The 19,256-nt window shown below is 39.7% G+C and carries 15 protein-coding genes; 10 read left to right on the top strand and 5 right to left on the bottom strand.

What is annotated here, in order from left to right; genetic code table 11:
• Positions 1 to 41 precede the first annotated feature (41 nt).
• A complete protein-coding gene (locus F0475_RS00125) occupies positions 42 to 3,479 on the bottom strand; it encodes a leucine-rich repeat domain-containing protein (RefSeq protein WP_155714865.1) in 3,438 nt (1,145 codons plus the stop codon).
• Positions 3,480 to 4,444: 965 nt separating this feature from the next.
• On the opposite strand from F0475_RS00125, the gene F0475_RS00120 reads away from it, so the two are divergent.
• The 9 genes from F0475_RS00120 to F0475_RS00080 all read left to right on the top strand — a co-directional run bounded on the left by F0475_RS00120 (position 4,445) and on the right by F0475_RS00080 (position 14,158).
• On the top strand, positions 4,445 to 6,280 hold the full coding sequence (locus F0475_RS00120) for a phosphoethanolamine transferase (protein WP_155714864.1): 1,836 nt from the start codon (positions 4,445 to 4,447) through the stop codon (positions 6,278 to 6,280).
• Positions 6,277 to 7,398 carry an acyltransferase family protein gene (locus tag F0475_RS00115; protein ID WP_155714863.1) on the top strand — a complete coding sequence of 374 codons (1,122 nt, stop codon included), beginning with the start codon at positions 6,277 to 6,279 and terminating at the stop codon, positions 7,396 to 7,398. The genes F0475_RS00120 and F0475_RS00115 overlap by 4 nt, the downstream gene beginning before the upstream one ends.
• Positions 7,399 to 7,424: 26 nt before the next feature.
• A complete protein-coding gene (locus tag F0475_RS00110; protein WP_155714862.1) occupies positions 7,425 to 8,450 on the top strand; it encodes an acyltransferase family protein in 1,026 nt (341 codons plus the stop codon).
• Positions 8,450 to 9,328 (top strand): decaprenyl-phosphate phosphoribosyltransferase, encoded by an 879-nt coding sequence (locus F0475_RS00105; RefSeq protein ID WP_155714861.1) that lies wholly within the window; start codon positions 8,450 to 8,452, stop codon positions 9,326 to 9,328. Before F0475_RS00110 ends, F0475_RS00105 begins: the two co-directional genes overlap by 1 nt.
• Before the next feature lie 12 nt (positions 9,329 to 9,340).
• Complete coding sequence (locus tag F0475_RS00100; protein ID WP_155714860.1) at positions 9,341 to 9,952, top strand: HAD family hydrolase; 612 nt, start codon at positions 9,341 to 9,343, stop codon at positions 9,950 to 9,952.
• Position 9,953: 1 nt separating this feature from the next.
• On the top strand, positions 9,954 to 10,340 hold the full coding sequence (locus F0475_RS00095; protein ID WP_155714859.1) for a GtrA family protein: 387 nt from the start codon (positions 9,954 to 9,956) through the stop codon (positions 10,338 to 10,340).
• A gap of 72 nt (positions 10,341 to 10,412) precedes the next feature.
• A complete protein-coding gene (locus tag F0475_RS00090) occupies positions 10,413 to 11,762 on the top strand; it encodes a DUF6080 domain-containing protein (RefSeq protein ID WP_155714858.1) in 1,350 nt (449 codons plus the stop codon).
• 1 nt (position 11,763) lies between these two features.
• Positions 11,764 to 13,188, top strand: a complete 1,425-nt coding sequence (locus F0475_RS00085; RefSeq protein WP_155714857.1) for a DUF6080 domain-containing protein — start codon at positions 11,764 to 11,766, stop codon at positions 13,186 to 13,188.
• A gap of 7 nt (positions 13,189 to 13,195) precedes the next feature.
• Positions 13,196 to 14,158 (top strand): glycosyltransferase, encoded by a 963-nt coding sequence (locus tag F0475_RS00080; RefSeq protein WP_155714856.1) that lies wholly within the window; start codon positions 13,196 to 13,198, stop codon positions 14,156 to 14,158.
• 11 nt (positions 14,159 to 14,169) lie between these two features.
• On the opposite strand, the gene F0475_RS00075 is transcribed toward F0475_RS00080, so the two are convergent.
• Complete coding sequence (locus F0475_RS00075; protein ID WP_155714855.1) at positions 14,170 to 15,612, bottom strand: lipopolysaccharide biosynthesis protein; 1,443 nt, start codon at positions 15,610 to 15,612, stop codon at positions 14,170 to 14,172.
• A 365-nt stretch (positions 15,613 to 15,977) separates the two neighbouring features.
• Between F0475_RS00075 and F0475_RS00070 the strand changes: the two genes are divergently transcribed.
• Entirely contained in the window at positions 15,978 to 16,973 is a 996-nt protein-coding gene (locus F0475_RS00070) for a helix-turn-helix domain-containing protein (protein ID WP_155714854.1), read from the top strand.
• Here F0475_RS00070 and nadD read toward each other — a convergent pair.
• From nadD to F0475_RS00055, 3 genes are all read right to left on the bottom strand, one after another.
• A complete protein-coding gene (gene nadD, locus F0475_RS00065; protein ID WP_199879758.1) occupies positions 16,964 to 17,620 on the bottom strand; it encodes a nicotinate (nicotinamide) nucleotide adenylyltransferase in 657 nt (218 codons plus the stop codon). The genes F0475_RS00070 and nadD overlap by 10 nt on opposite strands.
• On the bottom strand, positions 17,621 to 18,238 hold the full coding sequence (gmk, locus tag F0475_RS00060) for a guanylate kinase (RefSeq protein ID WP_155714853.1): 618 nt from the start codon (positions 18,236 to 18,238) through the stop codon (positions 17,621 to 17,623).
• A gap of 70 nt (positions 18,239 to 18,308) precedes the next feature.
• On the bottom strand, positions 18,309 to 19,187 hold the full coding sequence (locus F0475_RS00055) for a YicC/YloC family endoribonuclease (RefSeq protein ID WP_155714852.1): 879 nt from the start codon (positions 19,185 to 19,187) through the stop codon (positions 18,309 to 18,311).
• Positions 19,188 to 19,256: the final 69 nt, after the last annotated feature.

Here is a 19,256-nt window from a genome sequence, read left to right as displayed (position 1 = left end):
TACAGAATGAAGATGTCTTTAATTCTTATATACTTAGTAGTTTACTTTAAAACAACTTTCTTGCCATTGTGGATGAATACACCATGTTGTGGATTCTCAACACGCTGACCTTGCAAGTTGTAGTAAACGTTATTGTCTGTTGTTGTGGTATTCTCTACATTCTCAATGCCGTTCACAACATTGATAGCAGAACCATCCTCATCAAAGACAAACATAACCTTTGCAGAACCTGATAGTGTTACCTTTGGACGAGCAACAGCCTTGTGAACAGGGATCGTACGATCTGTTCCTATCTTGAGAGGCTTAAAGATACCCGTTGTTGTCATTGCGAAGATTGGGTCAGAAGTAGATGACTGCTTCTTTGTATCCTTCACCGTCACACCTTCCAAGATGTTATTTGAGAGGCTATATGTAACATTGTCCTTCTCACCGATAGCATAGTAGAAGTCTGCAGGAGTACTTGCTCCACTACGACTCTCCAACAATACACCTGTCTCAGCAGGTACATAATCATAGTCAGTTACGTGAGTACTACCATAATTGATACTCTTCATAATGAACTTTGTGGTCTGTACACCAGTTGAAGCATCCGTCTCTGTTGACATACCAGCAGTCTGCGTAATGAATGCACCAATGCGTCCTGCTTCATTGTTCTCACGTGCATAGATACCGAGGTCAGCATCAAACTCACGTGCGAAAGTACCATACCAATGTGCTATATTAATCTCACCTGGTATCTTATAAGATGTCTGACCTGCATAACGAGACCAACCTGTAGCAGTCTTATAGGCATTCTCAGCAGACTTCTTTACATAGACCTTGAGACTTGGTTCAAACTCCTTCTGGGTATAGTTACCTGAGTTATCAATGTATTCCCACTTCGTTGCACTCATATCCTTTGTAGGTTCAGTAGCGGTGAAGTAGATACGCTTAACACTTGAAGAACCATTACTCTTCTTGAAGGCATCGAGACCTACATAATCAAGTGTATTCTTGAAGACAACCTCCTGTATATTGGTTGTGTTGTCATTCATTGCATAGTCGCCCCAAAGGCGCACCTCGTATGTGTTATTATTGTCATCTGTTACGGTTGGTTTTACTACGTATGTATAGACGTCAGCTTGTGTACCAACAATCATTACAGCCTTCTTTGACAATGGGAAGTATTCTGTTGTACCATTACCAGTACCATTTGTTTCTTTGAAGAAAGAGACACCTCTGGTACGGAACTGACTCCATAAAGGATCACTATCAAATGCTGCCTTTGCATCTTTACGTACACTAAGGTCAATCTTAGTCTTATCTACATTAGCAGGATTGAATGCTGATGCTGCAACATCAGTAATAGGAGTCTTACCTAAGAAGGCTATCGTATTCAAGTTACCAACACGGTCGAAGGCGAAGTCTTCAATCTTCTTTACCTTCTCTGGGATTGTTACGTTCTCAAGAGCCTGTACGAAGTAGAATGCTTGCTTACCGATTGTCTCGATAGTTGGAGGCAACATTGTATAATAGGTATTGGCCTTTGCTGGAGGGAATGAGACTAATGTCTTCTTATCTTTACTCAACAAGAAACCATCAACACTAGAGTAAACTGGGTTGTTCTTATCTACTGTGAACTTTTCAAGTTTAGCACATTCTTGGAAGCCAGTGGCATCTATAGCGGTCACACTTGCAGGGATTACAATCTCCTTCAAGCTCGAACAAGTATTGAAAGCATCCTTGCTAATCGTTGTTACAGTATTTGGAAGCTCTATTCTCTTTAATGCTTTTGCATTTTGGAAAGCACCTTCACCGATAACTGTCATCGTAGCAGGTTGCTTGAAGGTGATAGTCTCCAAACTAGAAGCACCATTGAAAGCACCTCTCTCAAGGACTGTAACCTTCTCTGGAATAACAAAGCTCTTCAATTTATCATCACCACTGAAAGCATCTGCCTGAATCTTATTCAAGGTAGAAGAACCCTCAAAGGTAAATTCTTCAAGATCCTTACAACCATTAAAAGCACCCGTATTGATTGATTGCAACTGCGAACCATCAGCAACGGTAACCTTTTTTAGTTTAGTTGAACCAAAGGCGCTCCAACTAACAACTTCTAATGATGCAGGTATGTTAAGCTCGGTTAGTCCTGAGCCTTGGAAGGCAAACGTACCGATAGTCTTAATCTTAGCTGGTGCTTCAAAAGTGATGTTCTCTAATTTTGTAGTTGCTTGGAAAGCATCATTATCAATCACTTCAAGATTGTTATTGAACGTCACCTTGGTTACCTTTTGAGCATAGTAGAAAGCCCTGTTACGAATCTTCTTTGTGGTTGTTAAAGTAGTATATTCACCAGCCTTACCGGCAGGGAACAACACAAGTTCTTCCTTATTCTTTGTGTAAATGACCCCATTATCAGCTGCATAATTAGGGTTTGCTGGGTCTACATCAAAGGCAGCGAGGTCATTATTACCACCGAAAGCTCCATCTTCTATCGTATCAACAGAAGGACCAAGCAATACATTTCTTAATTTAACAGCCTTGTCAAAAGCTCCTTTAGCGAGTTTCTTTACACCATTCAATTCGATAGCTGTAAGTCCATTAACCTGTGCGAAGGCTGCTTGCTCTATAGACTCCACACCATCTGGAATCTTATAAACACTTGCGTTAGGCTGCCCTGTCACACCTTGATAAGCTGGATTAGTTGAAGGAGAACCTGCTTTCCCATTTGGATAAGCAATCAACTTTTTACCATCAGCCGACAAGAGGACACCATCAACAGACTTAAATGCCGTGTTACCAGCAGCAACAGCAATCTCTCTAAGGTTCTGAGCACTTGTATAACCATTGAACTCTGCTGTTGAAGGTGATTCCTTTAACGAAGCTGGTAAAGTAATTTTTGTTAGGTAAGATGCACGTTGAAAAGCATTTGTGTATACACCATAAACACCTTCTGGCACTGTATATTCTGCATCAGGTCTTGCCAAAGGATATGCAGCTACCCACTCTTTTGAATCCTTCTTCTCAATGAGTACACCATTATCAGAGCGGAAGTTTGGGTTCGCAGCATCAACGTTAATAGCTGTAAGGTGGCTCATCTGACCGAAAGCACCACTTTTGATTTCAGTGACAGATTTTGGTATTGTGATACTTGTGATATGACCACCCTTAAACGCATTAGCCTCAATCGATACGATAGTGTTAGGCATCGTGACAGATGTAGCATTAGGAACTGTACTGTTATTAGCAATAGCCGTTACATTAAAAGTGTACTGGTTATTAGGGTCCGCAACAGTTGCAGGAATGTTTACGGTAGTGTTAGTAGATGATACGAACGCCACATTGTAAGTTTTGGGGATGCCATCATGAGCCTCATCCATCTTAGTAACCCTGTACGTGTTACCATCCCGCGTGAAAGTGTCGTTCACTATCAGTGCACTTGCATCGGTCACATACAGCAATGCAAGCAGTGTAAACAACAAGAAACTAATTTTTCTCATAATTGTAAGTAAATCTATTTAATTATTTAACTAGTGATTATTTGTTTTTATCCTAACTTTATCCTTACGTCTAAACGTGAGTGGTTTTGTTATTGCAAAGGTATTTACAATTATTTACATATTTCTTTCTTTTAGTAGAAAGAAGTTTCCTTTTTAGGCATACTTATTGCCTTTATTATTTTTTAATTTCCCTTTTAGGTATAACAGGAGTCGTTAGTTTCGCTTTAAGCAATTATTCCTTCTTCTCTTATTAATGATTTCCTTTGTTTGACACACGATATTTTTAATGTGTTATTAATCTATCTCAATGAGGCAGTAAAGTGTTAAATATATGGTTTTGAGTGTATTGTTTACGATTTTGAAAGGCTTTCTTTGGGAGAGAGAGCTATTTTGTTGCATACGAAGAAGAGATGTTTTTAGAAGACGTAAAACCACGTCTTTATATTAATAAGGTATAGATGAGAAAGGTTTAGATGGCTTTTTTTCCTTACTTTAAAGACTCTCTTTATTCTCATGTACTCATCTTCTTTCCTGGAAGAAAGCGACTTTACAATCCTTATAAATACTTTTGAAAAAAGTTGACAGTTGTCTTCTTGCTCATAAGAAATCATGTCTTAAATTACAAAATACGCTTAGCTATGTTTATGGAAGCCCGTTGTTAACTTAGAAAAGAGAACTCTTGTATTAGAAAAATAGATTATTAATCTTAAAATATTAGTTTGTTTTCTATTAATTTTTAATCTATTTTCCTGATACACGAACAGTCTTCAAGAAGATAAGGAGGTATAGTAAGGCTTATTACTCAGCCTCATCCCATAGAGAGTAATACCCTTGTCACTTTATTTATTGGGTATATTGAGATTGGAAAAAGCACCTTTATATAGAGAGTATAATGTTAATTCTGTTGTTAAAAGTTGACATATCATAAATTTAAGTTAACTTTGCAAGGAAATGAAAGTGTGTATATGAAAATTTTGAGAAGTGTAGCTTACTTATTAAATAAGGTGTATCAGCCTATTAAGGAGAATGCCCGATTCTTTTTCTTCATGTATCTCCTTGGCGTGTTAGTCACGTTTGAAGAGTTGCCAAAGAATGATCCGAATGCATGTGTCTATGGTAATCTTTGGTTAGAACTCTTCCTTGATTTGTACGTTGTATGTCTATTGCTTACATTCATACCGATGCGCATACGCCGATGGATTCGTGCTTTCTTATATGTTATTGCCTATGCAACGACGATGGCAGATGTGTTCTGTTGGGAGAAGTTCCAATCGACATTAAACCCTTCAATGTTGCTGCTTGTTGGGGAAACAGATGGGAGAGAAGCAAGTGAGTTCTTTAGTAGTTATTTCAGCGCAGACTTACTCTTTTCTGGTGTCGGGCTGGTTCTGTTGATTATGCTTATCCATATTCTTTGTGCTTTCTGGGGCAAGGTAAGGATGCAGTTACCTGATAAGTTGCAGAAGAGTTATGCGGTTCTTTGCAAAGGTATTAATCGTCTTCAACCAGTATTAGGAGCGTTAAGTTTGGGCTTATTGGTGTGGTCTGCTTGTACTTCTGCACATAATAAGAAGGAAATGGTACAGATGTTCTCGATGGATACGATAGGTTCTGTCGAACATGAACTGACCACAAGTGATTGCGCACAGTTCTATCTTCCCGTGTATAGACTTGTCTTTAGCATCTTTGCAAATGAGTTAGCTTCACAGCAGATAGACCGATTGATTGAGGCAAAAGACAAGGTGAAAGTGGATAGTTGTACGTTTAAATCGCCTAATATTGTCCTTATCATCGGTGAAAGTTATGGCAAACATCATTCGCAACAGTATGGTTACTTCATGCCAACAACGCCTCGACAGATAAAGTTACAGAAGTCTGGTTTACTCGTTCCATTCAGTGATGTTGTATCGCCATGGAACCTTACTAGCTTTGTCTTTAAGAATGTCTTTTCTCTACATGTGGTCGGAGAGAAAGGCGAGTGGTGCGATTATCCTCTCTTCCCAGAGCTTTTCCGTAAGGCTGGTTACCATGTGACATTCATTACCAATCAGTTCTTACCAAAGGCAAAGGAGGCTGTTTATGATTTTAGTGGCGGTTTCTTCTTAAATCATCCAGAGCTTTCTCAAGCTATGTTTGATACTCGTAATGATCAATTATATCAATATGATAGTGGTTTACTCGATGACTTCGATAAAAAAGAGAAGCAGCAGAGTACCAATCATAACCTTATCATCTTTCATCTAATTGGGCAACATGTGGCTTACAAACAACGCTATCCAAGCGATAGAAGACACTTTCATGCAGATGATTATACCAACAAACGGAGTGATCTGAATGTGAGTGAACGTAGCGTCTTGGCGCATTATGACAATGCAATACTATACAATGACTCAATAGTAAACCAAATCGTCAAACGTTTCAAGAACCAAGATGCCATCGTCATTTATATGCCTGACCATGGAGAAGAGTGTTACGAAGGGAATAGAGGCTTTATTTGTAGGAAGCATTCAGCCGCTATTGACTATGATTTGGCTAGGTTTGAATTCGAGATACCATTCTGGGTTTATTGTTCAAAGAAGTATATTGCAAATCATCCAGAAGTGTTCCGTGAGATCAAAGCAGCGAAGAATCGTCGTTTTATGACAGATGCCTTGCCTCACATGTTATTGTATTTAGCGGGCATCCATACGAAGGATTATCATGCTGAATATAATATTTTGAGTTCGAAGTATGATGAGAAACGACCTCGATTATTAAAGAATACGACCGATTACGATAAACTTGTTGAAGCAAAGAAATGAAAAGAGAACTCTTGACAAGAGCAGAGTGTAATGCCTTGAGAGGCCTTGCCATCATAGGAATATTCCTCCATAACTATTGCCATTGGCTAGCTCCTGTGGTGAAGGAGAACGAGTATCAGTATTTTCAAGAGAATGTTAACTGGTTCTATCATGTGATACATAGTCCGTTGGATACGCTCTTCTTCTTTCATATACTGTCTTTTTTCGGTCATTATGGAGTACCTGTTTTCCTCTTCCTTTCGGCTTACGGATTGACAATGAAGTATGAGCAACAGGAGGAAGTAGCACGTGGAAATTGCCAACTTGTGCAGGAAAAGTTACCAGTTTGGTGCTTTATTAAGTATCATTGGTTAAAGTTATTCAGCATGATGATAGTTGGTTTTGTTGCATTTACCATGTTGGATGCTATTACACCGAGTCCACATCATTATGCAGTGATAGATATTATCGGTCAAATGGGACTTTTTAACAACCTCTTACCACACCCTGATGACATTATATGGCCTGGTCCTTACTGGTTCTTCGGACTGATGATTCAGTTCTATATTGTCTATCGGCTTTGCCTTTATCGGCGCCATTGGGTATGGAATGTATTTTTAATTGCTATCTGTGCAGCCATCCAGTTAGCTTGTGACCCTGAGGGAGAAGCCTTGAATAGATGGCGTTATAATTTCGTAGGAGGTATGCTTCCATTTGGTTTTGGTGTGCTTTATGCCCGTTATATGCGTCCTTTGAATACAGCAACTCACCTTGTTTTGTTTCTTCTCTCACTATTTGCTATCGTCTTGATGAGCTTTAATTACGTCACATGGTACTTCGTTCCGTTGGCTGTTTGTATAGCTTCTGTTAGTTTTGTAAAGCTAACCAGTAGATTGCAAGTTGCACAAAAAGAATATAAGACGGGCTTTATGGCAATGCTTACGTGGGTGGGTAGCATTTCTGCAGCACTATTTGTTTGTCATCCCATCACGCGTAAGATCTTCATACCATTGTCTCGCGAAGGGGATTACTGGACGGGACTTCTACTCTATATTATCAGTTCCATCTGCCTGGCTTGGCTCTTTAAAGAATTGATGAAACGTATTCCCAGTCCTCGATTAAAGAAGAGAGAAGTATAAAATAATGGATTCATCGAAGAAAAGATATGAAGATAAAGGACATAGAATTGGCTAATATCAGCCGCTATCGAGGTGAGTTAATGGGTGCAGCCATGCTCTTTGTAATCCTATTCCATGTAGGGTTACCTCGTGAAGACATGTTCTTCGGATTGAGAAGAATGGGCAATATCGGTGTTGATATCTTCCTTTTTCTTAGTGGTATGGGACTTTGGTTCTCATGGACCAAACGCCCATCTTTATCCCACTTCTTCACTCGTAGGTTCTTACGCATTTATCCAACTTGGTTGCTTTTAGCCTCTTTGTATTATATTCCCGATTACCTCGACTTATCCTTTGTACAACATAGTGGACATAGCACAAGCATCATTGATTTGATAGGAGATATCTCGATCAATTGGGACTTTTGGTTACATGATGAGTTAACGTTCTGGTATATCCCTGCAATCATGCTCCTTTATCTCCTGAGTCCATTCTATATGAAGCTCATCCTCACGCACCCTATTTATCGATGGTTGCCTGTTGTGATGTTGATGTGGTGTATATTAGTACAATACGTTACACCTATTAATAATGCTGTTGGGCATTTGGAAATTTTTTGGAGTAGAGTTCCTATCTTCTTTATAGGCATTAATATGGCTGCATCAGTGCAACGGAAAGATACAATGGATGGTACTTCAATATGGATGATATGGTTAATTTTCATCATGGCGTTGGCTTCTAGCATCTTTTTAGAGCAAGAGAAGCATGGTCAATTCCCCCTTTTTCAAGAGAGAATGTTATATATTCCACTTACAATTACAACCATCTTATTATTGAATCGAGTGTTTCGTCGTACACCAGTAGCCATCAATAAGGCTTTCAAGTTTGTTGGAACGTTAAGTCTAGAAGCTTATCTTATTCATGACCACTTTGTATTAGCGTATGTGGAACAGCTCCATTGGACTTATTGGCCCACCTTCTTGTTAACCACCGGCATAACCTTATGTGCTGCATGGATTGTCCATCAAATGTTAGAAAGAATTATAACTCCCTTAGAGAATAAGCTGAAATAATGAAGAATCTCATCCGTTTAATACGCCCACATCAATGGGTTAAGAACCTTGTAGTACTCCTTCCTGTCTTTTTCGGAGGTGCGTTATTGCATATAGAGTCCGTCTATGCAGGACTTGTCACAGCCCTTTGTTTCAGTTTTGCAGCCTCTTCTATCTATTGTCTGAACGATATTGTCGATGTAGATGACGATAGGCGACATCCTGTGAAGTGCCATCGCCCTATGGCGTCAGGTGCAATTAGTATCCCACAAGGTTATACACTTATGTTCTTGATGTTCATTTTGTCGATGCTTTCGACCTTTTTGTTACGTCAAAGCCAACTAGAGACTGCAAGTGTAATCCTATTTTATTGGTTATTAAACATAGCCTATTGCCTAAAGTTAAAGCAGTATGCAATTATTGATGTGTGTGTTGTTTCCTTTGGATTTGTGCTTCGAATCCTAGCTGGCGGATATGCAACAAGTATCCATCTAAGTAAGTGGATTGTCTTAATGACCTTTCTTCTCATGTTATTCTTGTCCTTTGCTAAACGGCGAGATGATGTCGTTAGAATGAATGAAACAGGGCATGCACCACGCCAAAATACCATTCGTTATAACCTAACTTTCATCAATCAAGCAATAACAATAACGTCTAGTGTGACCCTCGTGTGCTATATCATGTACACTGTTAGCCCCGAAACAATACAGAACTTCCACACTGATTACCTTTATCTAACCAGTGTTTTTGTTCTTGTTGGTCTATTGCGTTATATCCAAATCGCTGTTGTTGATAAGAGAAGTGGCGATCCGACGAAGGTGATGTTGCATGATCGTTTCATGCAATTTGTCGTTTTGGCTTTTGGATTAGCATTCCTTTTCATTATTTATGTACTATAAGTAAGGAGTTTGATGATGGTGAAGAAGGTTTATGCATTCGACTTCGATGGTACATTAACGACGAAGGATACACTCATAGAGTTTATTCGTTTTGCTCGAGGTAATACTACCTTCTTGTTGGGATTCTTATTGTTTTCCCCCTTATTGGTGCTCATGAAGTTAAAATTCTACCCCAATTGGAAGGCAAAACAACGGATGTTCTCATGCTTCTTTAAGGGTATGCTAGTAGACGATTTCAACCACCTTTGTACAGAGTTTGCTTTTCATAATAAGCAACTCCTGCGTCCGAAAGGAATGAAGGTAATAAAGAAAGCAATAGAGGAAGGTGCTCAAGTCGTGATTATCAGTGCAAGTATAGATAATTGGGTGCGCCCTTTCTTCGATGAAATGGGTGATAATATTATCGTTGAGGGTACTAAGATTGAAATAAGCAATAACCATTTAACAGGCAAATTCACCACTAATAATTGTTATGGAGTAGAGAAAGTGCGACGCTTACAAGCACTCTTTCCACAGCGCAATGCCTATACTTTAATCGCTTTTGGCGATAGTCGTGGAGATAAAGAACTATTAGCTTATGCCGATCAAGGTTTTTATAAGCCTTTTAGAGAGAATGAGGAATAGGATGAGAAAGGATGTTTTAGATAAGAAGAAACTCGGTGAAATCGTTAGATTCATTGTCGTTGGTGGTTTAGCAACAGCCATCCAGTATGGTATCTATTTACTTATGTTATTGTGGTTACAGCCTCTCTTGTCAAATACTATTGGTTACTTTGTGAGCTTCACCTTTAATTATATCGCCTCAACTCACTATACTTTCCGTGTTAAGTCGACTGCCAAGCGAGGTTTAGGCTTTGTTTTCTCACATATAGTAAACTATTTCCTGCAAACCCTTACACTGCATGCTTTTCTGATGTTAGGGCTCGATAAGAAGATAGCCATGATTCCCATGTTTGCTATATGTGTCCCAATTAACTTCGTATTGGTACGCTTCTTCTTGCATAGAAAGTAACTTACACATTACTACATTTGGTTGGCTCTGCTTTAATTAGTAACTTTGCAGCTGTTAATTAACAATTATTTAATGCGTATATTCAATATATTTAAGGTAAGAAAGGAGGAACGTTGGCTTGCTCTTTCCATGCTTCTTGTGTTCATTCTGTTTAATGGCTTATTGATAGCAAGCCATTATCACACCTATACAATGGGTGCACATGGAGGATTCTGGAGCATTTTTACTAAGCATTTCCGTATGTCTGGATATGATAACTGGGCGTGGATAACCATCTCTGGGATGCGTATTCACTTTGAAACTAGCCGTCATCCGCTTTACTTAACGTTCCTTTATCCGCTCTATCTATTGAATCATTGGCTCATACAAACCTTTGGTTATAACTTTGCAGTGTATTTTATGGCTGCTATTATCATCTTTTCATCCTTCTATGCAGTACTCTTTATGTATCGTGTATTCCGTGAAGTGATGGAGATGAAACCGAAGGATGCAACACTGTTAACGCTCTTGCTTTTCTCTTTTGGGCATATTCTCATTCCTTCAATGGTGCCTGATCATTTCATCGTATCGCTGATGTTGCTTTCAATGACGCTTTATATCACAGGAATGAAGATGAAGAAAGGACTGTTATTAACGTCTTGGCAGTCTCTCATATTAACTTTCTTCACCGCAGGAATGGCTACTTCCAATGGTGCAAAGACGCTTTTAGCAGGTCTATTTACCAACGGGAAAAAGATATTCTCTACTAAGTTTATCATTATAGGAGTCATTCTTCCCTTCTTATTGTTGCTGGGTATTCAGCAATCCCAGTACTACCTATTAGAAGTACCACAACAGGATGTTATCCACCATATCGAAAAGGAGAATCTAAAGAAAGACCCGCAAAAAGTTTTAGAGCATAATCGACAGCGTAATGAATGGCAACGTACACATCTCGGACAACCTGTTGGTGATGGGGTTATAACTAAGTTGATGGATGTATCTACACCACGAGTACCAACGCTTGTAGAGAACTTCTTTGGTGAATCCATCCAACTCCATCAACGTTACTTGCTGAAGGATGTGTCATGGGAAAGACCTATTTTTGTGTCTTATAGCTGTGTCTTGAATTATATAGTGGAGGCTTTTGTCGTCTTATTGTTCGTTATTGGCATTGTTATTAGCCGTAAGCAACGCTTCTTCCAGATGTTACTTGCATGGTTCGCATGCGATATCACTTTGCATCTCATCCTTGGTTTTGGTATTACGGAAGTATATATTATGACAGCAGGATGGGCGTTTATCATCCCAATAGCTTATGGTTTCTTGTTGAAAAGATTACCGATGAATTGGCAAAGAATCATGCGTGTAACACTCATTCTACTGACGGCTTATTTGTGGATATATAATGCAGGACAAACATTCCAATATCTAATATCATAATATGTGGGGGCAGTTTATTAAAATAAGAAAGGCAGAACGTCTACCTGCTTGTCTGTTTCTTCTATGGCAGATTATTATGCAGGCGACAGTCATCGTACCATATTATTCGGTGTTTTCGGCTGTTTCTTCAAATTATCGTAAGAATTTCCTTGACTGGTTCCATGTGTCAGGCTTTGACCCATTAACTTATTGTGTTGTCACCGATTGGTCGACAGCTTACGATGTGCATAGGCACCCTTTACTGGCTTTCTTCTATTATCCCTTGTATCTTATCAACCATGGGTTGACAAGTTGGTTAGGTGTTAATTGTGTGCAATTCTTAGTTGCTTTTGTTCTTCTTATTAGTTCGTTCTATGCCTTCCTATTGATGATGAGAATAGGTAAAGACCTGCTCCATCTATCACAAAGAGAGTCAGCTGTTATTGCCTTTCTACTCTTCTCCTTTGCTTATGTCCTATTGGCAGCTGTCTCACCTGACCATTTCATACTATCACTCTTCCTCCTTCTCCTAGTGATATACATTACTGGTAAACAGATGGCAGATGGCAAACCGCTAAAGAAGAAACAAGCAATTATTCTCTTCCTACTCACTGCTGGCGTTTCTCTCAATAATGGGTTAAAGGTGTTTCTTGCTGACTTCTTCTCAAAAGGAAAGCGTTTCTTTCGCCCTTACAACCTTATTTCTGTTGTTGTCTTACCAGCTGTTCTTATATGGTTCTTTGGTGCTTGGGAGTATAAAACATTCGTTGCTGATAGCGTTAAAGAGCGCAAGATGAGTGAGAGACAAGCAGTAAAGAAAGATAAAACTAAACTATGGACAGCTTTTTGTGACACGACTCATATTAAAGATAGTAAGCAACAGAAGGCTGTGTTCGACCAGTTATGGAAAAGGCACCGACAGGCACAATTAAAGGTAAAGTATAGTGCTCCACGTTATGCCCACTCGGGTGATCCCGTCAGTAAACAGCCTTTCTTAAATTGGACAGACATAACCACTTCGCGTAGTAAAACCATTGTGGAGAATCTCTTTGGTGAGTCTCTACAATTACACCAGAGCTACACCTTAGGGGATGTGATGCGTGATCGTCCAGTCTTTGTCAGCTATAATTGGTTCTTTAATTACGTCATTGAAGCGTTCATTGTATTACTTTTCTTGTGTGGTATATGGGCTGGAAAGCGCAGTAAGTTAATGTGGATGACGCTGTCATTCTTTGCTCTTGACATGATACTCCATATAGGATTAGGCTTTGGAATAAACGAAGTTTACATCATGACTGCGCATTGGGCGTATGTTATTCCGTTGTGTATTGGATTCTTGATAAAGTCCACTTCAGGTAGAAAGCGTACCGCTATCACACTATGTACAGCATTAATAGCCTTCTATCTCATTGTTTATAATAGTGTACTAACCATCTTTACACTCTGAAAAAGTTATGACTAACAAGCCTACTGTATCAATCGTTCTCTGTACTTATAATGGTGAGAAGTATGTGAGAGAGCAGCTTGATTCCATCCTCAAGCAGTCATATCCGATTCATGAAATAGTCATTCAGGATGATAATTCGGCAGATGGTACGTGGGATATATTAGAGGAGTACGCTGCAAAGAATCCCCTTATTCGAATCTATCGAAACGAAGGGAAGCATGGTGTAAACCCTAACTTCCTATCAGCCATACACCGCGCAGAGGGTGATTATATTGCTATCTCTGATCAAGATGATGTGTGGGAAGTTGACAAGATAGCCAATCAAATGAATTGTATTGGAGATAAGATGCTTTGTAGTGGGCACTCTCGTCCTTTCTCAAATGATGGTTCTTTTGCTTATTTTGATGGTAGAAAACGCAATGTGAATATCTTTCGTATGATGTTCCTAGGCTTACCTGGGCACACACTACTCTGTAAGCAAGAGTTGATTCATTTGTTACCAGCCATCGAACATCCCGTCTTTAAGGTTACTCTCTATGATGCTGTATTGAGCATTATTGCGGCATCCTATGATAGTGTTGTATTCTGCAATCAAGTGTTAGTGAACTTCCGTCGTCATGTAGAAGCCACTACTTACAATGATTATAGTAGGAGTTTACCATCATGGAAGAATGCTGTACACGAGTTGAAATGGTGCCTTCTACATTATCATGAGATGCGTGAGAAAGCCCTACCAGTCTATCGAGGTAAACTAGAATTGATGGATGATTTGTCCTCGGAAAAGCACGATTTCATCGAAGCAAGAGAGGCTATGAGGATGGAAACAAGGGGTGGATTCATGGCATTCTTGCGCCTACAATACTTGCTAACAAGGAACTATAAGAAACTATTTCATACACCTGGTGGTGGCTTGATGAAGCTCTTTCGGGCAATGCTCTATCCCATCATGCAATTATATATGTACCACTAAGAACTCTTTAATCAGCCTTTCTTATGACGAAAGTAGTTGATGCATTCCTGTTGTATTTGCGAGCCTCCTACTTTCATAACGATATAATAGAGTGAAAAGGCTATAACCACTCTTGCCAACAAGAGGATGATGAGGCTGTGTATCCATAATGTAATAAGATAGGTAATAACCATCACTGCAGCAGAAACTAATAGGTAAGGACTAATGTCCTTCAGTATGTCTTGCAATCTAATACCTATCTCCTTATTTGCGAAATATTGCCAAACAAGGAGCCAAAGAATTGTGATGATGGTATAGACACTCACCATGAATACGATGCCTTGTTGATAACAAAGAACAATGAAGAAAACCTGTGCTACGATAAGTAATATTGTACACCACATATAGACTGTGGACCTTCCTCGACTGAGAATGAGGTTTTGATACATTGTATAAAAGGGTAGGAAGGCTCCACTAATACAAAGGATTCGTAGTAAGGGTATGCTATCCATCCACTTATCAGATATTAGAAGAATAATGAATTCATGTGCAACCATCGATAGACCAAACATAGCAGGAAAGACTAAGAAAGCGGTGAATCGGAGCATTTTGCGGAATACTTTTACCTGACGGCAGGTATCATTATTCACTTCAACGAGTACTGGTTGTGCCACTTGTGATATAGTACCTGAGACGAAGGTACTAGCCATTGTGTCCCATTTGAAGGCTTGCGAGAAGTTGCCAACAGCCTTTGCACTATACAAACGACCGAATATAAAGGTCAGAATGTTTTGGCTTATTGTGTTCACAACAGTGGTTATTAAGATCTTATAACTAAATGAGAACATGTGCTTGATAGGGGTGAAGTCGATGTGAAACGTGGGTCGCCAAGGAATAATAAAGAATCGCCATAGACTGGTGAGAGCAATGTAAAGAACCTGTTGCCACGCCAAACTCCAATAAGCATAACCTTTCAGTGCAAGCACAATACCCACCACGCCCGATATTACTAAGCAGGTGATGCGTAAAAGAGTGGTCTCTTTCACCATCATATTCTTGAATAGGTAGGCCGCAGGAGCAGTCCCTATGGATGAGAATAACAGCGATGCAAATATAAAGCGAGATAAGTTTATGAGTTCTGGATGATGAAAGAATGAGGCTATCAAAGGTGCTGAAACGAATAAGACAGCGTAAGATAGCCACCCAACGAAGGTGCTGAACCAAAACACAGCATTGTAGTCATTATCCTTTGGATGCTCCATGTTAGCAAGAGCTGAGGTGAATCCGCTCTCTTGTAAAGCACTAGCTATGGCTGTGAATACTGCTAACATCCCCACCAAACCATAGTCGGCTGGTGAGAGCAAACGTGCTAAGAAGATTCCAATAACTATATTGAGAAGCTGCATAGTACCATTGTTCAATGCCCCCCAAAAGAGTCCTTTTGCAGTCTTCTCCCTTAGTGTCTCTTTTCCCATGATTGTCTTTTAAGCTATCAGCAAACTTCTAGTTCTCTTGTTCGATAGCCTTTGTTATAACAAAAAATATTTGAGTTGCAAATATAAGGTATTCTCATGAGAAACCAAAGAGATTGTTTGTTTAATCGCTTCAGTTTGTTTCCTAGAATCGAAGAGAGGCCCTTCTCATAGCAACGAAACGTCCTTGTCACATGGAAGAGAGGCTCTCTTCAAATAGAGAAGGGCGTCTCTTTCATACACAAAAAGTACATATTTATACGAAAGAGAGGATGTTTTCCATTTAGGACAATGAATATCCCAAAAGGGACATGGTTGCTGCTTGTTTGGTAGAAAGGGTTTATTTTTGCTCCGATTTATACAACAGTATGAGAGAGAATAAACTAATTTCAAGAGTAAGAACCACTAGTTTTAAGAAAATTGTATCCTATTTAGCCAGCAACAAAGCTAATCTTGGAGGTGATATATATGTAGGGACTGAGTTTGCTATAGGCCTTGGTTGTCTTCCTCCTTTTAGTCCAGTCCATGATAAGACAGACTTGGTAAGGTTGGATGTTCTACGTGTTATCATCATTAAAAGTGGGTGGTGTGAACCTGTCATCAACTTTAAGAAGTATCGTTGCGGGCCTGGAGACATTCTATTTATCAACTGGGGTGTTGCTATTAAAGAGGATGCTTTAGGGCGTGATATAACCTTTGATGGATTCATGATGACGCAAGAATACCTGAAGATGATATTTCATGGAAGACTCCCTAAACGCTTCTTGTCTCCTAATCTTTGCTTCTCTTTCCATATGCAGGATTTTGAGTTAGATATTTGGAGCCAATATATTCGTCAGCTTTATAGCTTAGCTAACATTCAATCGATGGCAAATGAGGAAGCGATGAAAGCCCTCTTTGGATCGGCAATGGCTTTTGCTATGTCGCTTTATAAGTCGAGAATGCCTCAAAACGACGATATGTGGTCACGTAGCAAAGAGTTGATAGAGCACTTCCTGTACTTTGTTGATCAGTATGCAAAGACTCAGCATGAACTTGACTTTTATGCTTCAAAGCTGTGTGTAAGTACTCATTACTTGGGGATGATAGTAAAGAAAGAGACAGGAGAGACGGCAAAAGCAATCCTTGATAAGGCTTTGCTTCTCTTGATAAAGCTGGAACTTAGATATTCAAATAAGCCTTTGCAAGTGCTAGCTGATGAGTTTCATTTCGTCACACTAAGTGCCTTTTGTAAGTTCTTTAAGCGTTGTGCAGGAGTAACGGCATCGGAATATAGGACGATGCCCGATAATCAGCACGAAGGCAGCTTACCCCTATATAATTTGGAGAAAGCTGAGAGTAAGGGCGAAGGTCCTTATTTGTAATATTGTAAGATAGCGTTTTCAACCCTGGAAGGAACCCATCCTGTGATGGGTTCGCCTTGCTTAACTCTTTCTCGGATAACTGTACTGCTGATATCAATTAGTGGTGTTTGAAGTATGCTAACATTCTTTGGTAAGAGGGAAGAAGACGGCGTGTGGTCACGACGGGGATACACCACTATATGATAATGAGTGATGATGTCCTCCGCATGATACCAATGGTTAAAGGCTTTCCAATTATCTCCACCAACAAGAAGAGTGAATGTGTGATGAGGAAAGTCATGCTTTAAATGTTGTAAAGTGTTCCATGTATAAGAAGGCTTCGATAGGTGGAACTCGTAGTCGGAAGCCTTGAAATGCGGTTCGTCAAGTATAGCTTGCCTTACCATCTCTAGTCGGAGATGATCATCCAAGAGCCTTTGATTCACTTTAAAAGGGTTCTGTGGAGAGACCATGAACCATACTTCGTCAAGTTCTTTCTCTATTAGAAAGGCTTTAGCAAGAGCTATGTGCCCATTGTGAATAGGGTCGAAAGAACCTCCAAAGATACCCACCTTCAGTCCTCTCTCTTCATTAGAGGGGATAGAGGAGGGGTGTAATTCCTTAAAAGAAGAAGGTGAATCTGGTGTTTGTTGGGTTTTTTGAACCATTTATATAAAAGCTTTAATCATCTCGTAAACCTCTTGTTTAGCTTTGTCGAGGTCATCATTGACGATAATCTTATCGAACTTGTTAGCAAAAGTAAGCTCGTAGGAAGCTTTCGCAAGGCGGTTTTCTATGGCTTCAGCACTATCCGTTTGTCTACCCACCAAGCGTCGGCGGAGTTCGTTTAGAGATGGAGGTTGTATGAAGAAGCTCAATGCGCGTTCCCCATAGAAGCGTTTGATATTGCATCCCCCCTTAACATCTACATCAAAGACAACGTTCTGTCCAGCTGCAGATTGATGCTCTACTTGTTCTTTCAAAGTACCATAGAAACGATCTTTATATACCTCCTCATACTCAAGAAAGTCATCATTTTTGATTCTCTCTTTAAATTGTTCGGGGGAAAGGAAGATGTATTCAACACCATCCTGTTCGGTTCCTCGTGGCGCACGAGTGGTACAACTAATAGAGAAAGCAAGCCTTAGTTCTGGGTGTTCCTGCATTAACCACTGAACGATGGTGCTCTTTCCTGCACCTGATGGAGCCGAAAATATCAATAGTTTACCAGCGCTTTTTGCATCCTTCGAGGCTTCTGGCTGGGGGGTAGAAAATTGATTCGACATATTGTTGAGTTGGGTGTTTGTCTTGTTTTGGATTGATTCTATGGATTACTATTGAGGTGAGTTGGGCTATTTAAAGAGCGTTAAGAACCTGCTCTTTTATCTGCTCTAGCTCATCTTTCATCTTAACGACAATGTTTTGCATCTCGGCTTGGTTACTCTTAGAACCAGTCGTATTGATTTCGCGTCCCATCTCTTGTGCGATAAAGCCTAGCTTCTTTCCTACACCATGACCACTCTCCGCCATAGTCTCACGGAAGTACTTCAAGTGGTTAGTTAAGCGTTGTTTCTCCTCACTAATATCAAGTTTTTCGATGTAGTAGATGAGTTCCTGCTCTAGACGATTCTTATCGTAATCAACCTCGGGGATCTGTTTTAAGCCATCAATAATCTTATCTTTAATCTTTGGAACACGGCTCTTCTCGAAGGGTTCTATGCTCTTTAAAAGGGCAGAGATATTATCAATTTTCTCTGTAAACTTCTTTTGTAACGCAGCTCCCTCTTGTGTTCTAAATTCGATGAGTTTGTCAATAGCCTTGTTAATTGCCTGCTTTGCAGCCTCCCATTCATCTTCATCGAGCTCTTCAGCATCGGTCTTTGCGGTCACATCAGGCATTCTGAGGAGTGTAGAGAACCAGTCGTTTGGCTCTGGAATACCCGTTTTCTCAGCAATAGTTTTTATCTGTTTGTAATAGTTTTCGACGAGAGCTGCATTGATTGGAGTCGCATCAACAATGGTTTCCTTCTCTATCCAGAGAGAGAAATCAACCTTTCCTCGTTCTAATTTCTGTGCAAGTAAGCGACGAATCTCCATCTCTTTCTCTCGGTAGAGTGGGGCAATGCGTGTAGAAAGATCAAGTGACTTGCTATTAAGAGACTTAACCTCTACATTGATTTTCTTTTCCTTGTAGGTTACAACAGACTTACCGTAACCTGTCATTGATAGTATCATTAGTTTTCAAGTTAAATTTCTGCAAATGTACAAATAATGCGGGAAAAAAGAGTATATTTGCATGTTTTT

It is taken from the genome of Prevotella vespertina (genome assembly GCF_009728485.1).
In the GTDB taxonomy this organism is placed as follows: domain Bacteria; phylum Bacteroidota; class Bacteroidia; order Bacteroidales; family Bacteroidaceae; genus Prevotella; species Prevotella vespertina.
Note: the sequence above shows the minus strand (reverse complement) of the source record. Positions and strands in the feature narration are given on the sequence as shown.

What these genes read in the sequence shown, in the direction of transcription:
- F0475_RS00100 (WP_155714860.1), top strand. Translation starts at nt 9,341, where the DNA reads ATGATGGTGAAGAAGGTTTATGCATTCGACTTCGATGGTACATTAACG.
- gmk (WP_155714853.1), bottom strand. Translation starts at nt 18,238, where the DNA reads ATGTCGAATCAATTTTCTACCCCCCAGCCAGAAGCCTCGAAGGATGCA.
- F0475_RS00095 (WP_155714859.1), top strand. Translation starts at nt 9,954, where the DNA reads ATGAGAAAGGATGTTTTAGATAAGAAGAAACTCGGTGAAATCGTTAGA.
- F0475_RS00080 (WP_155714856.1), top strand. Translation starts at nt 13,196, where the DNA reads ATGACTAACAAGCCTACTGTATCAATCGTTCTCTGTACTTATAATGGT.
- F0475_RS00120 (WP_155714864.1), top strand. Translation starts at nt 4,445, where the DNA reads ATGAAAATTTTGAGAAGTGTAGCTTACTTATTAAATAAGGTGTATCAG.
- F0475_RS00110 (WP_155714862.1), top strand. Translation starts at nt 7,425, where the DNA reads ATGAAGATAAAGGACATAGAATTGGCTAATATCAGCCGCTATCGAGGT.
- F0475_RS00075 (WP_155714855.1), bottom strand. Translation starts at nt 15,612, where the DNA reads ATGGGAAAAGAGACACTAAGGGAGAAGACTGCAAAAGGACTCTTTTGG.
- F0475_RS00070 (WP_155714854.1), top strand. Translation starts at nt 15,978, where the DNA reads ATGAGAGAGAATAAACTAATTTCAAGAGTAAGAACCACTAGTTTTAAG.
- F0475_RS00105 (WP_155714861.1), top strand. Translation starts at nt 8,450, where the DNA reads ATGAAGAATCTCATCCGTTTAATACGCCCACATCAATGGGTTAAGAAC.
- F0475_RS00085 (WP_155714857.1), top strand. Translation starts at nt 11,764, where the DNA reads ATGTGGGGGCAGTTTATTAAAATAAGAAAGGCAGAACGTCTACCTGCT.
- F0475_RS00115 (WP_155714863.1), top strand. Translation starts at nt 6,277, where the DNA reads ATGAAAAGAGAACTCTTGACAAGAGCAGAGTGTAATGCCTTGAGAGGC.
- F0475_RS00055 (WP_155714852.1), bottom strand. Translation starts at nt 19,187, where the DNA reads ATGATACTATCAATGACAGGTTACGGTAAGTCTGTTGTAACCTACAAG.
- nadD (WP_199879758.1), bottom strand. Translation starts at nt 17,620, where the DNA reads ATGGTTCAAAAAACCCAACAAACACCAGATTCACCTTCTTCTTTTAAG.
- F0475_RS00125 (WP_155714865.1), bottom strand. Translation starts at nt 3,479, where the DNA reads ATGAGAAAAATTAGTTTCTTGTTGTTTACACTGCTTGCATTGCTGTAT.
- F0475_RS00090 (WP_155714858.1), top strand. Translation starts at nt 10,413, where the DNA reads ATGCGTATATTCAATATATTTAAGGTAAGAAAGGAGGAACGTTGGCTT.